The 13,906-nt window shown below is 56.1% G+C and carries 10 protein-coding genes; 5 read left to right on the plus strand and 5 right to left on the minus strand.

The genetic code is table 11. The features are described 5' to 3' along the window. Nucleotides 1-96: 96 nt before the first annotated feature. From VI895_13510 to VI895_13530, 5 genes are all read left to right on the plus strand, one after another. On the plus strand, nt 97-2,352 hold the full coding sequence (locus VI895_13510; protein HLG20816.1) for a UvrD-helicase domain-containing protein: 2,256 nt from the start codon (nt 97-99) through the stop codon (nt 2,350-2,352). Then, a complete protein-coding gene (locus VI895_13515; GenBank protein HLG20817.1) occupies nt 2,349-3,191 on the plus strand; it encodes a hypothetical protein in 843 nt (280 codons plus the stop codon). The genes VI895_13510 and VI895_13515 overlap by 4 nt, the downstream gene beginning before the upstream one ends. Nucleotides 3,192-3,505: 314 nt before the next feature. Then, a complete protein-coding gene (locus VI895_13520; GenBank protein HLG20818.1) occupies nt 3,506-5,203 on the plus strand; it encodes a M28 family peptidase in 1,698 nt (565 codons plus the stop codon). A gap of 1 nt (nt 5,204) precedes the next feature. After that, nucleotides 5,205-6,299, plus strand: coding sequence for a redox-regulated ATPase YchF (gene ychF / locus VI895_13525; protein HLG20819.1), 1,095 nt, complete (start codon nt 5,205-5,207; stop codon nt 6,297-6,299). 160 nt (nt 6,300-6,459) lie between these two features. Continuing rightward, complete coding sequence (locus VI895_13530) at nt 6,460-6,840, plus strand: hypothetical protein (protein ID HLG20820.1); 381 nt, start codon at nt 6,460-6,462, stop codon at nt 6,838-6,840. On the opposite strand, the gene secA is transcribed toward VI895_13530, so the two are convergent. The 5 genes from secA to recN all read right to left on the minus strand — a co-directional run bounded on the left by secA (nt 6,837) and on the right by recN (nt 13,869). Beyond that, entirely contained in the window at nt 6,837-9,443 is a 2,607-nt protein-coding gene (gene secA / locus VI895_13535) for a preprotein translocase subunit SecA (GenBank protein HLG20821.1), read from the minus strand. The two genes, VI895_13530 and secA, sit on opposite strands and share 4 nt — an antisense overlap. A gap of 53 nt (nt 9,444-9,496) precedes the next feature. After that, entirely contained in the window at nt 9,497-10,444 is a 948-nt protein-coding gene (locus tag VI895_13540; protein ID HLG20822.1) for a M23 family metallopeptidase, read from the minus strand. 158 nt (nt 10,445-10,602) lie between these two features. Continuing rightward, a complete protein-coding gene (locus tag VI895_13545) occupies nt 10,603-11,397 on the minus strand; it encodes a Stp1/IreP family PP2C-type Ser/Thr phosphatase (protein ID HLG20823.1) in 795 nt (264 codons plus the stop codon). Then, nucleotides 11,394-12,164: a lysophospholipid acyltransferase family protein gene (locus VI895_13550; protein ID HLG20824.1), complete on the minus strand. Its 771-nt coding sequence runs from the start codon at nt 12,162-12,164 to the stop codon at nt 11,394-11,396. The genes VI895_13545 and VI895_13550 overlap by 4 nt, the downstream gene beginning before the upstream one ends. Beyond that, nucleotides 12,139-13,869, minus strand: coding sequence for a DNA repair protein RecN (recN, locus tag VI895_13555; protein HLG20825.1), 1,731 nt, complete (start codon nt 13,867-13,869; stop codon nt 12,139-12,141). The genes VI895_13550 and recN overlap by 26 nt, the downstream gene beginning before the upstream one ends. Nucleotides 13,870-13,906 lie beyond the last annotated feature (37 nt).

The raw sequence follows: 13,906 nt of genomic DNA on the forward strand, positions 1-13,906 counted from the left end.
GAAAAAAACACGATGCGGTCGTGGTTTAAGAGCGCGGAGATTCGATCGTCCCGACAATTGTAGTAACAAGCCAATATCTCAGCTAAAACGTGGGGAATGCGGGCGCTGGCGGGACTAAATCCGGAGCAAGAAAAAGCGGTTAAACGCGTCGACCGCCATCTCTTGGTCGTGGCCGGCGCGGGTTCGGGGAAAACCCGCGTGTTGACGCACAAGATCGCCTATTTGATTGAAGAGTGCGGCATATCCCCCTCTTCGATCATTGCGATGACGTTTTCAAACAAAGCCGCGCAGGAGATGGCCGAGCGCGTCCGGCTCCTGCTCCCCACGTACGAGCAGCCTCGTTGGGTGGGAACGTTTCACTCCACGTGTCTCCGGATCTTAAAAGAATTTTCCGACCCCATCGGCCTTCCGCATCAGTTTTCGATCTACGACGAGACCGATCAGCTCGTCGCCGTCAAACGGGCCGTCACGGAACTCAATTACGACCCCAAACGGATCTCGCCGAAATTAATCCGGTATCACATTGACCGGGCCAAGAACGAAACGGGAGATGTTCTCAAATACCTCGTAGAACATTCGGGCCTTTCCAACCAGGCGCTTCATGTGGTGGAGCGCTATGAAAACCTGTTGCGGGAGAACAGCGCGCTCGACTTCGGATCGCTCCTTACCGAAATGGTCCGCGCGCTCCGCGACCATTCCGAAGTAGCCGAAACTCTTCGCCGACGCTGGCGGCACATCTTGATCGACGAGTACCAGGACACAAATCGAATCCAGAAAGAATTGGTCCATCTTCTGGCCGGAACGTCGGGAACGGTCTGCGCCGTGGGGGACGAAGATCAGTCGATTTACGGCTGGAGAGGCGCCCGAGTCGAAAACATTTTGGAATTCGAAGACGATTTCCCCGGCGCCGAGCTGATTAAATTGGAACAGAACTATCGTTCGACCAAGAAGATCCTGGCCGTCGCGAACCATGTGATTTCGAACAACATCGGCCGGCGGGGAAAACGGCTCTGGACGGAGAACGATGAAGGGGCGGCGGTCTCCTTTTATCACGCCCCGGACGACCACGCCGAAGCGGCTTTCGTCCTGGAAAAAATCGACGAAGCGGTCCGGGACGGAGCCGTGGAAGCGCGAAACGTGGCGATCTTTTACCGCACACACGTGCAATCCCGGCTTTTGGAAGAGGAGTGCCGCCGGCACAGTCAACCCTATGTCGTTTTCGGCGGCGTCCGGTTTTACGACCGCGCGGAAATCAAGGACACGTTGGCGTTTCTGAAATTGGCCCTCAATCCGATGGACATCGTCTCGTTCCTGCGCGTGATCAACACTCCTTCCAAAGGGATCGGCGAAAAAACCCTCGAACAGTTGGCCGCGGAGGCCCGGGAGAGAAAGCTTTCGCCCGTGGACACGATTCCACATTTTGGGGGCCGCGGCAAAGCCTCGGAAGCCCTGAAAGAATTCCACGCCTGGTTCACGCCCTTTCGGGACAAGGCGGCCACGCTTTCCCCGGCGGAAGCGGCGGATATCGTTCTGACGAAGAGCGGCTACATCAAAGCTCTGGAAAAAGAAGGAACGATCGAGGCGGAGGCGCGAATCGAGAATATCGAGGAGCTGCTCCGTTCCATGGAAGAATTCAGCGAAAACACGGGAGAAAATCTCGCCACCTATTTGGATCGTATATCCCTCTACTCGGATATGGATAAGTACGATCCAAACGCCGACCACGTGACGATGATGACGATGCACAATGCAAAAGGGCTGGAGTTCGATCTCGTTTTCGTCGTCGGTATGGAAGAGGGGATTTTCCCGCATCAGCGCTCGATTGACGAGGGGGACCCGAACGAAGTCGAGGAGGAACGCCGGCTCTGTTACGTGGCGATGACACGCGCCCGGAAACAGCTACTGCTGACCGCCGCGCACCGGCGCAGACTCTATCACTCAACGCAGTTCAACCCGGTGTCCCGGTTTATCGGCGAGATTCCCGCAAACTTGATCGTCGAAATTCAGGAACAAAACATAGACGCGCGGCCCGTTTACGGCTCCCAGCGTGTCCATCTCGGCGTTCTCCCGAAACGCAAAGTTCGAACCGCGCCGTTCGACGAGTTTCGGCAGGAGTCGTATGACGACGACTTCGGCACGGCCCGAGACGCTTGGGGAAAAGCGGCCCTGAAGGCCGAAGCAGGTTCCCCCTACGCACCCGGTACGCGGGTTCTTCATCCCGACTTCGGCGTGGGAACGATTCGAAAACGCGAAGGCAACGGCAACAACCTGAAATTGACGATTCAGTTCCAGCGGGCCGGTCTGAAGAAACTCATGTTAAATTATTGTTCACTGGAAGTGATCGACCGATGAAAGAACAGTGGATCTGCTCGGGTTGCGGGCACAAGTTCAAGCCGAATCCCTGGCAAGCCGATGTCCAATGCCCTCGCTGCGGATCGCTGGTCGATGAGCCTCCGCCGCCGGACGAGAGTGAGACGCCGACAAACGTCCGTCCGAAGAGAGATATTCCACGTCCTCCGCCCAAAGAACCTCCGATCCCGAACGAAATTCGCGAATTGGACGAGCTGAGTGCTTACGATTCCGTCCGCCCGGTCCTATCCAAAATGCCATCGCTCGGTTCCAAGACGGAGATCGCCCCGGAAGGTCAATTCGACAAATCTCCGCACCCATCGGAGAAAACCACGGTGGATTTGGGTGAGCCGGAGCCTCGGGAAGAAGGAACCGCCGTTCGCCCCCCGGATGCGCAAGCCGCGGGCGCACAAACGCCGCTTCCCGTGCAAGAAGGGTCCCCAAGAACGGAATTCGTCTTGCCGCCGTCGCCTGTACAAACTCTCGCCCATGCATTCGGACCGACGCTCATCGCCTGCGCCCTTTTTCTTGCCTGGGTGGTCTACGACAAAGTTTTTCGCCATACGCCGCCACCAACACAGCCCACGCCGGAGGCACCGGTGATGCAAACGAACGACGTGGAACCGCTTCTCCTGGAGGCGATTCGAGCGATTGAGGATGGCAACACCGACGGAGCCCGGCGGCTATTGGACGAGGCGATCCACAAGAATCCCCAATCCGCTCTGGCGCGCGAACTCAAAGATTGGCTGACGCCGTCCAGCGAACCCGAGAGCGCGCCTTCTTCACCCGCCCCCGAAGAATCGCCTCTCCCAGACTCCGACAGTTCGGCTCCGGAAGAATGATCCTTGTGAGTGATCTCTATGGGAACTCCAGGCTTGTTTCCAGGCGATGATTCAACTCCTCAAAAAGCACGCCCATTTCTCGCTTGGACGTTTCGATGGTCTCCGCCGCTTGCTTATCGATGTAATTGGTGAGGTCACACGCGTCGAGCCCCAAGCATCTGGACCAGGAGTTTCAAAAAACGCCCTTCCAGCCGGCCGGTGAGCATTCGATTTTTTCGTCCACAATGAATGCCACGAATTCCTGCTTTCTCCCTTCTCCTACGTCAGGGCGGCGGTTGTTGGCAAGACGTCTGAATCTGGTACTCTGCGCCGCCATGAAAAACCTTCTTCTTTTCTCGACGATCCTGGGATTTTCCACGACCTTCGCATTCGCTGTACAGACCTATCGGCCGAGCAACGACGCAAAAAAAGCGGCGCAGACCATTCAGGCCGACACGATTCTCGGCCCTACCCGTTTTTTGTCCAGCGATCTGCTGGAGGGGCGCGCGCCGGCTTCCAACGGCGACCATCTCGCTCAGCAATATATCGCCTCTCAGTTTGAGGCCGAAGGACTCAAGCCGGCGGGACCCAACGGTTCCTGGTTTCAAGAATTCGATCTGGTCGGCGTCACGTCAGGCGCACCCAAAATCATCCACTTTCAAAACAAATCTAAGACCTTGTCTCTAAAATATTCCACGGACTATATGGGCGTCTCCGGAATCCAAAGTGAAACAGCCAGTGTAAAAAGCGCCGAACTTGTCTTTGTCGGATACGGAATCGTCGCACCCGAGTATGGCTGGGATGATTTTAAGGACGTCGACGTCCGGGGAAAAATACTACTGATGATGAACAACGATCCTTCGTCGGACGACAAGCTGTTCGCCGGAAAGACGAGACTCTATTACGGCCGGTGGACGTACAAATATGAAATCGCCGCCGCGAAGGGGGCCGCGGGCGCCATCATCATTCATACGCATGAGTCCGCGGGTTACCCGTGGCAGGTCGTACAGACCTCCTGGGCCGGTGAACAGTTCGAACTTCCGCACGAAGGAGGCCCGACGACGGTCTTTAACGCATGGGCCACGGAAGATTCCGTGAAGAAACTTGTCGCGCTTTCGGGAAAGAACCTCGACGAACTTCGTGCGGCGGCCGAGAAAAAGGACTTTCGACCCGTGCCGCTGGGAACCACGTTTTCCGTTCAAATGAAGAACGTCCTTCACAAAACGAAGACGGCAAACGTCCTCGGCATTCTGACCGGATCCGACCCCGAACTTTCAAAAGAAGCGGTCGTTTACATGGCCCATCACGATCACCTCGGCAAAAAGGCTGGGGCCAAACCGGGAGAGGACACGATTTATAACGGCGCACTCGACAACGCGAGCGGCGTGGGGGCCCTTTTGGCGCTCGTCCGCGCATACAACTCTCTGTCCGAACGTCCACGAAGATCGATTCTCTTCGCCGCCGTAGGCGCCGAAGAGGCCGGGACGTTGGGATCCGAATATTTGGCGCACCGCCCTGTTATCGAACCGGGCCGCATGGCGGCCGTGATTAACATGGACGGCATTTCCATTTGGGGCGCTGCTTCCGACCTCACGATGGTCGGAAAAGGGAAATCGACGCTCGATACCGAAGTCGAATCGATCGCCAAAATGCAGGGCCGGATCGTTAAACCGGATCAATTCCCGGACCGGGGCTACTACTACCGATCGGATCATTTTAGTTTGGCCAAGATCGGGGTTCCGGCGGCTTACTTCGACGCGGGAATCGACATCCTCGGCAAACCGAAGGGTTGGGGAAAGGAACAGATCGAAAAGTGGGAGGACACGCACTATCACCAACCGAGCGATGAAGTCCGGCCGGACTGGGATTTGAGCGGCGCCGTCCAGGACATCCAGCTCAATTTTTATCTCGGCTACGAAGTCGCCCAGGCCAAGGAGATGCCACGCTGGAATCCGAACGATGAATTCGAGGCCGTGCGATTGGAAGCGTTGAAGAGAATCGCGACCCAGAAGGGAACCACGGTCCATAAGTAGCATGGGTCTTTCGTGCGGTATCGTGGGGCTTCCCAATGTCGGGAAGTCGACCCTCTTTAATGCTCTGTCGTCGGCTCGGGCGGAAGCGGCGAATTATCCGTTCTGCACGATCGATCCGAACGTGGGTATCGTACCGGTTCCGGATCCGCGGCTGGATCATATCGCCTCCGTCTTCAAACCGGAGAAAGTAACCCCCACCACTATTGAGTTTGTGGATATCGCGGGCCTCGTAAAAGGCGCGAGCAAAGGAGAAGGTCTCGGGAACCAGTTCCTCGGACATATTCGTGAAACGGACGCCATCATTCATATCGTCCGCTGTTTTGAAGATCCGAATGTCGTGCATGTGGAAGGGAGCGTCGATCCGAAACGCGATATCGAGACCATCGAAACCGAACTCTGCCTGGCCGATCTCGATACAGCTACAAAAGCCGCCGACCGCGCCCAAAAGGCTGCAAAATCGGCGGATAAGGCACTCGTGGCAAAGTCTGCCGCACTAACGGCCATACGGGATCACCTGGGAAAAGGCCTACCGGCCCGCTCCCTTCGATTGCCGGACGAAGGGATGGAAGCTTTTCGAGAGCTTCACCTCCTCACGGCGAAACCGGTCCTTTACGTCTGCAATGTCGGCGAATCGAGTGTCGGCAAACCGAATCCGTATGTCGATATCGTCCGAAAGATTGCGGAGACGGAAGGAGCCGACGTGGTGGAAGTCTCCGCCCGAGTGGAAGCGGAGATTTCAGAACTGTCGGTGGAAGAACGAAAAAGTTTCCTTCAGGATCTCGGCCTGACCGAGTCCGGCCTCGACCGGGTCATTCGCGCGGCCTATCACCTTCTCGGGCTCATGACGTTCTTTACGGCCGGACCGAAAGAATGCCGGGCCTGGACGATCAAGAAAGGGACGAAAGCTCCGCAAGCGGCCGGAACGATCCATTCCGATTTTGAGCGCGGATTCATCTGTGCCGAGATTTACCATTTCAACGATCTCGTCGAGCATAAAACCGAAGCCGCCGCTCGGGCGAAGGGCAAGATCCGATTGGAAGGAAAAGAGTACGTCATGAAAGACGGCGATCTCGTTTTCTTCCGGTTTAACGTATAAGAATTAAAGGGACACACGACTGGACCCGAATTCCGGTCTCCCGACCGAACAAGTCCTGGGGAACGCCATTGGCAAGGGCCACGAGGCCTTCACACATTACCTAAATTTCAAGATGAACTGGCGTGGATACTTGTGGCAAGGACGGTTTAGTTCCTTTCCCATGGACGAAGCTTATCTCCTGAGAGCCGCGCGATACACGGAACTTAACCCCGTTCGGGCGAAGCTGGTGGGAATTCCGCAGGACTACATCTGGAGCAGCGCCCGAGCGCACCTCGGTCTGAGCCACGACGATTTCGTGCGCACGGAGCCATTATTGCAGCGAGTTTCAAACTGGAACAACTTTCTTGCCGAGGGAACGGAGATGGCACTGGTCGAACTTCTTGGAAAACATCAACGCACAGGAAGACCTCTAGGTTCAAGTGAGTTTATCAAACGGCTCGAGAGCCAAACCGGGCGTTCGCTGCTAAAGAAGAAACCGGGCCCGAAACCGCTTACGATCACAACACTTGCCGAGTTTGGGTCCAGTCGTGTGTCCCCTTAATTGCCATGACACTTCTTGTATTTTTTCCCTGACCCACAGGGACAGGGATCGTTCCGGCCGACCTTCTCGCCTTGGCGGCGAATCGTTCCGGCGACGGCCACCTGCTTCTGGGCCTGAGGGTTCTCCTGAGCTTGAGCAACGGCTGCCGTTCCGGCGGCTTCCGGGTGGCTCAATGAAATCTGTTGCTGGCGCCGAGGGCGAAAAATCTTGAGCGCCTCTTGAGGCTCGCGCTGCGCCAACTGGACGTGAAACAGTCTTTCGAGCGTGGCTTCCTTGGTGCTGTAAATCATTTCGGAAAAAAGCTCGAAGCCCTTTTTCCGATAAACCACCAGAGGATCTTTTTGGGCATAACCCTCAAACCCGACCCCCTCTTTCAGATGGTCCATGTTGAGAAGATGGTCTTTCCAGAACGTGTCGATCATCCGAAGCTTGATTTCCCGTTCGAGCAATCGGGCGAACTCGGCACCGAACTCCCGTTCCCTTTCTTCGTGCCGAGCCTTGATTGCTGCAAGGAGCGCATCGCGTAACCCCTCTTGCGTTCGTGGAGAGAGCGTCGCAGCATCCACGGTCATCTTAATACCGAAGACCTTTCGGAGATTTTCCTCGATCCCCTTCCACTCCCAATCTTCCGGGGACTTGCCGTCGTGCGTGAAAGCCACGATCATCTCTTCGGCCACTTCCTGGATGTCCTGGCGGATGACGTCACGAATATCTTCCTTGCCCAGGATCTCCTTGCGCAGGGCATAGATGATCTTGCGCTGCTGATTCATGACGTCGTCGTACTTGAGAAGATGTTTGCGGATATCGAAATTATGCCCTTCGACCCGCCGCTGCGCCGATTCGATCGCCTTGGTCGTCCAGCTGTGCTCGATCGCCTCCCCCTCTTCCATGCCGAGCTTTTCCATCATCCCCTTCATCCGGTCGGTTCCGAAAATCCGCATGAGATCGTCTTCGAACGAGAGATAGAATCTCGATTCACCGGGGTCGCCTTGGCGACCGGAACGCCCGCGCAGCTGGTTATCGATCCGGCGAGCTTCGTGCCGTTCGGTCCCGACGATGAAGAGTCCGCCGTTTTGCGCCACGCCCGGCCCCAGAACAATGTCGGTGCCTCGCCCCGCCATGTTGGTGGCGATCGTGACCTGCGCGGGTTGGCCCGCGTCCTTCACGATTTCCGCTTCGCGCTCGTGATGTTTCGCGTTCAGCACGTTGTGGGGGATGCCGCTGCGCTTTAAATATTTCGACAGCCGCTCCGACTTCTCGATCGAGATCGTTCCGACCAGGGCCGGCTGTTTCTTCTCGTGTAGTTTCTTGATCTCCTCGACAATCGCTTCGAATTTTTCCTTTTCCGTGCGAAAGATAATGTCCGGATGATCGCTCCGGATCATCGGTTTGTCGGTCGGAATGACGACGACATCCAGATTGTAGATCTTGTGAAACTCCTCGGCCTCGGTGTCGGCGGTGCCGGTCATTCCGGCCAACTTCTCGAACATGCGGAAATAATTCTGAAACGTAATCGAGGCGAGCGTCTGGTTCTCGTTTTGAATCTTGACCCCTTCCTTGGCCTCGATCGCTTGGTGGAGGCCGTCGGACCAGCGCCTCCCCGGCATCAATCGACCGGTGAATTCATCGACGATGACGACTTCGCCGTCTTTGAGCATGTAGTCGACGTCCAGTTGATAAAGATGATGCGCCCGGAGGGCTTGATTCACGTGATGGAGCGTCTCCATCTGCTCCGGATCGTAGAGGTTGGTCACGCCCAGCGCTTTTTCGATATTGGGCATCCCCTCTTCCGTTAAAATCACCGTTTTCGCCTTCTCATCCACGGTGAAGTCACGTTCCTTCTTGAGCAACGGGATGATCCGATTCACGGAAACGTATTTGTCGGTCGATTCTTCCGTCGGTCCGGAGATGATCAGGGGGGTCCGAGCCTCGTCGACCAGGATCGAGTCGACCTCGTCGACGATCGCATAAAAAAGATTCCGCTGAACATAGTCCTCCAACCGAAACTTCATATTGTCGCGCAGATAGTCGAAGCCGAATTCGTTGTTCTGGCCGTACGTGACGTCGCAGTTGTAGGCCTCTTTCCGTTCTTCATCGTTCTTTTCGTGCACGATGACGCCGACGGTCAGACCGAGAAATCTGTAAATTTGGCCCATCCATTCGGCGTCGCGCCGGGCCAGATAATCATTGACCGTGACCAAATGAACGCCGCGACCCAGCAGAGCGTTTAAATAAACCGGAAGTGTGGCCACCAAAGTTTTTCCTTCGCCGGTCCGCATTTCGGCGATCTTGCCCTGGTGCAGAACCATGCCGCCGATCAATTGGACATCGAAATGGCGCATCCCGAGCGTTCGCCGGCTCGCTTCGCGGCAAACGGCGAACGCCTCCGGCAAAATAAGTTCCAACATCGCTTTCTGCCGGGCCGGATCGCTTTCTTTCGCCAGGCGGGCGCGAAATTCGTCCGTCTTTTCGCGAAGGGACCGGTCTGAAAGCACTCGTATCCCCGGCTCCAGTGCGTTGATCTGATCGACGACCGGCTGCAGCTTCCGGATATCCCGTTCGTGCTTCGTACCGAAAAGTTTCTTAGCGACGGCTGTAATCATGCTGGTATCGTGACACCGCGTGGCATACTAACAGATAAAAGAAAAATTCGACGCTAGTTGAGAATATACCGCGAAGGATTGACCGGGATACCGTTGACGTGGATTTCGTAATGGAGATGCGGGCCGGTGGCCCGGCCCGTGCTTCCGATCATCGAAATCACGTCGCCGCGCCGCACACGCTGTCCCGGCTTCACCATAACCTCCGAATTATGCCCGTAGCGCGTAACTACCCCATAACCGTGATTGATGATGACGACCTTGCCGTAGTGCGGATCGGTGATGGCTTGAGTCACAATCCCGTCCGCCGCGGCCGTGACCTTCGTTCCGACCGGCGCCGCAATATCAAGACCCGCATGCAACTGCCGAATTCCGGTGAACGGCGAAACGCGGTAACCGAACTGTGAAGTCAACCATCCCTGCGCCGGCCAGATCGATGGCGTGGACGACAACAGCGAATCCTGGTCCTTTAGGAGTTCGTAAAGTTCCTGAAGACTTTGCTCCTGTAACGTCGCCCGCGAGTGCAGATCGTCCACGGAGAGTTCAAGCGACCGCATACGAAACTTCGTACTCGCCGGAACACCTTCCGCCGAAGCGACAAGGGTTCCATCCAGCTGAGTTTCGCCGCCACCCAATGCCTGCTCATCTTCCGGTGTAATCGGGCCGATGCCTTCAAGGTGCGTGGGCTTCGCATCGATGCGGGCCAAAACCCGAAGTTTCCGCTCAAAGTTTTGAACTCGGACGATCGTCGCATCGGCCGTGCTGATTTTGTTTTGAAGCCGCTGAATTTCACCTTCCAGATATTGGCTCTTCAGCACCGCTTCCTGGAATTCCCCCTGTTTGGCGACGTAACGGAGCGTCATGAACGTCGTGAAAATTCCAACCACGACCAAACTTGCGGCCAGCCCCAGCGCCCACCGAACGGCGCGCACGGGGACGATCCATTTCCGGACGTGCGAACTCCGCTCGGGAATGAGCATGAATGTATAAAAGCGATTCGCCACGATGATTCTGTCTGCTTCGTTTAGATTTTCGGGCCGATGAGGGCTCCAGGTATTTTACCCGAGTTTTCGCCGTGATCCTATCGACGAAAGTTGGGCAGTCAAACAATTTTCTGGAAAAAAACCTTCCCTTTCCGGGAGGATGAAATGGAAACCGAAGTTTACGTTTTCACCGGTCCCTGCACTTCGGCGATCTTGAGTACGATCAACGTGATGTTATCGTCACCACCCCGCTGATTGGCGAGGTCAACCAAGCCTCGGGCCGCCTGTTCCGGTTCACTGTCGACCATGAGGTTCTGCATTTCGTGGTCGGCCACCATATTCGAAAGCCCGTCCGAACAAAGTAGGTAATAGTCCCCCGGCTGGACGGTCCAGACGACTGTATCGATCTCGACCTCCTCCTGAACTCCCACGGATCGAGTAATGATGTTCTTGAGTTGGTGAGTGCGGGCTTCCTCTTCCGTAATTAAGCCGCTCTTTAGTTGCTCGTGAACCAAGGAGTGGTCCTCTGTAATCTGCGAAATCTTCCGACCGCGAACGCAGTAAGCCCGGCTATCCCCCACGTGGGCGATGAACGCTTTGTCTTGAAGAAACAGCATGACCGTTGCGGTCGTTCCCATGCCCCGCAATTCGGGCTCTTCCGCCGCTCGGCGGACAATGACGCTCCCGGCTCGGGCGATGGCATCTCGAAGCCGATCTTGCTCGTGGCCCTCGTCTTCGTTTTCTTCGGTGTCGAGATATGTTTTTTCGGGAACGTTGGATTTTTGCCGGTCTTCCCCCTTCAGAATTTCTTCCACCGTGGATACGGCGATCTTGCTGGCGAATTCGCCGCCGGCATGTCCCCCCATTCCGTCGGCCACGACGTAAAGCTTCAGCTTGTCGTTAACCAGGTAACTGTCTTCGTTTCGCTGCCGCTTCCGGCCGATATCCGTAATTCCACACGAAATAATCTTCATGGTTCCGAGTTCCGCTGGTTGAGGGAGGGTACCCTATCCAACCCGTCCACAGGCGTCAAAATCCCCGCCAGGCCGCTGTTGAGAATACCCCAAACTTCCTCCTGAAGCTTGTCCTTCCGCGCCAAGCCGTAATTCCCACTATTTATAGGTTCGAAAAAGCGCACTTTTATCGTTCGCGAACGGATTTTGGCCGAGCCTTTGGGAAGAACATCAAAGCTCCCTTGAATCATGACGGGAAGGATCGAAGCGCCTGTTTCGGCCGCCAGGTGAAACGCCCCTCGCTTAAACGGTTGGAGTTTGCCGTCGCGGGACCGGGTGCCCTCCGGAAACATCACGACCGATTTTCCCTGTCGGACTTTCTCGGCGACAACACCCATACTTTGAATCGCCTTCTCGCGGTGACTGCGGTCAAGACTGATGAAACCGGCACGTTTCATCGCGAACCCGAGCAGGGGAATTCGAAACAGTTCCTTTTTTGCCACCCAAAGAAACGGAAATGGAAGCACCGCCGAGATGACCAAGATATCGGCCTGCCCCTGATGATTCGCCACGACGACATACGGACCCTTATCCTTAACATTCTCCAGTCCACTGATCTCAATGCGGAGCCCTGCAATGGCCAGGCACCATCGAGCCCAGCAGCCCATGCTCCAGTGCAAATATCGACCGTCTCGGTCGAACACCAAGACGAAAATCGAAAGGAGGCTTCCGATAACCGTGGCAACAATGCCTAACGCCCACTTAACGAGTGAGGATAGGTCGATCATGGTTGGGGGAGGTTCCGCGGCGCAACAACTCACCGGCGTAATCGCGCGTCTTGGGTGTGATTTCGATCCCTCCGATCATACGCGCCAGTTCATCCTCGCGATGTTCTTTCGCCAGAAACTTGACGTTTCCGACTGTGCGGCCGGTGTGCATTTTCTTCTCCACACGAAGATGTGCGTCCGCATAGCAGGCGATCTGTGCGAGGTGCGTCACGCAGAACACCTGCCGTCCCTGGGCTAAACGGTGAAGTTGAATTCCCACTCTCTCGGCCGTTTCCCCGCCGATGCCCGTGTCGACCTCGTCGAAAACAAACGTGATGTCAGCCGTCTTTTGTTCTTGAAGAGCGATTCCTTTGATGGCCAGAAGGACGCGAGACAATTCACCACCGGAAACGATTTTCGACAGCGGTCGAAATCCTTCACCACGGTTCGGCGCCAACTCGAAACGAATACTTTCAGTTCCTTCGCTCGAAAAGAACTTGTCTCCCTCTTTCACCACCGAACCTCCCGTATTGGGTTCGATGATTCGCGCGGCCAGCTCGGCCGAAGGCATGCCCAGTTGCCGAAGTTCCCGTGTCACCTGTTCCGAGAACTGCCGGGCGGTTTTTTTTCGAACCGCCGTTAACTTCGAGGCGGCCTGAATCAACGCCTCAATGTTTTCTTTTCGATCTCGAAGAAGGTTCGATTCCGCCAACTCAAAGTTTTCGACGGCGCCCAGTCGTTGAACCGCCCGCTCCCGCTCGGCAATAGCGATCTCAATCGAACCATATTTCCGCGCCAGCCGTTGCAACAGGGCGAGCCGCTCGTTAATTCGCTCGATCTCTTCCGGTTCGAATCCGAGCCGGCGACCGTACTTTGAAACCTGCGCACTCACATCCCGAATTCGGGATTCCAGCAACGCCAACTCTTCCGCAAGCGGTTCCAATGTGGGATCGAGTCTCGCGCAATCCCGAAGCGTCGTCGCTGCTTGCCCCATTCGAGAGAGAATTCCTTCGTCTCCATCGATCCAGCCCTCCACTGACGTCGCCGCTCGCATCAGTTTTTCAGCGTGGGCGAGCCTCCGATGGAGGGTTTCCAATTCTTCTTGTTCACCTGTTTTCAACTGAGCCGCGGTCAGTTCCTTCACCTGAAATTCTAGAAAGTCGCGCTGTTTTGCCCCCTCTTCTTTGTCCCGTTGAAGTCTCTCCAGGTTTTGGTCTACGGCGAGAACAGCCGCGAATGCCGCGCGATAATCTTCGCGCGCGGCACCGTGACCGCCGAACTGGTCCAGGAGTTCGACGTGCGTCGACTCATCCAAGAGCCTCTGCTGACCGTGCTGGCTGCTCACGTCAATCCATCCCGTAGCCAACTGGGCCAGGCCGTTGACCGTCCAGGGCGATTCGTTCACGTACGCCCGGCTTCGACCGTCGGCACCGATCGTCCGGCGAACGATGACGGTTCCATCCGGAGACGAAACTCCGGCATCCTTTAATATTGGCCAAATCGGCGACGTCTTGGAAATTTCAAGCACTCCCTCGACCACGGCCATGACTTCGCCGGCCCGGACATCCTCCGCGGACGCCCGTTGCCCCGCAAGAAGAGAGAGCGCATCCATAAGTATGGATTTTCCCGCCCCCGTCTCACCCGTCAGGACATTGAAACCGCTGGAAAAAGTGACCGAAATCTCAGGGAGAATCGCCAAATTTCGGATCCGTAGCTCGCGCAACATACAACCCTTCTTTGGCTAACATGAAACGAAAGGGGTG

The organism is Bdellovibrionota bacterium (assembly GCA_035292885.1).
Classification (GTDB): Bacteria; Bdellovibrionota_G; JALEGL01; order JALEGL01; family DATDPG01; genus DATDPG01.

Excerpts from the sequence above, each read along its gene's own strand:
- VI895_13530 (HLG20820.1), top strand. The coding sequence starts at position 6,460 with ATGGACGAAGCTTATCTCCTGAGAGCCGCGCGATACACGGAACTTAAC.
- VI895_13520 (HLG20818.1), top strand. The coding sequence starts at position 3,506 with ATGAAAAACCTTCTTCTTTTCTCGACGATCCTGGGATTTTCCACGACC.
- VI895_13550 (HLG20824.1), bottom strand. The coding sequence starts at position 12,164 with ATGATCGACCTATCCTCACTCGTTAAGTGGGCGTTAGGCATTGTTGCC.
- recN (HLG20825.1), bottom strand. The coding sequence starts at position 13,869 with ATGTTGCGCGAGCTACGGATCCGAAATTTGGCGATTCTCCCTGAGATT.
- VI895_13515 (HLG20817.1), top strand. The coding sequence starts at position 2,349 with ATGAAAGAACAGTGGATCTGCTCGGGTTGCGGGCACAAGTTCAAGCCG.
- ychF (HLG20819.1), top strand. The coding sequence starts at position 5,205 with ATGGGTCTTTCGTGCGGTATCGTGGGGCTTCCCAATGTCGGGAAGTCG.
- VI895_13545 (HLG20823.1), bottom strand. The coding sequence starts at position 11,397 with ATGAAGATTATTTCGTGTGGAATTACGGATATCGGCCGGAAGCGGCAG.
- VI895_13510 (HLG20816.1), top strand. The coding sequence starts at position 97 with ATGCGGGCGCTGGCGGGACTAAATCCGGAGCAAGAAAAAGCGGTTAAA.
- secA (HLG20821.1), bottom strand. The coding sequence starts at position 9,443 with ATGATTACAGCCGTCGCTAAGAAACTTTTCGGTACGAAGCACGAACGG.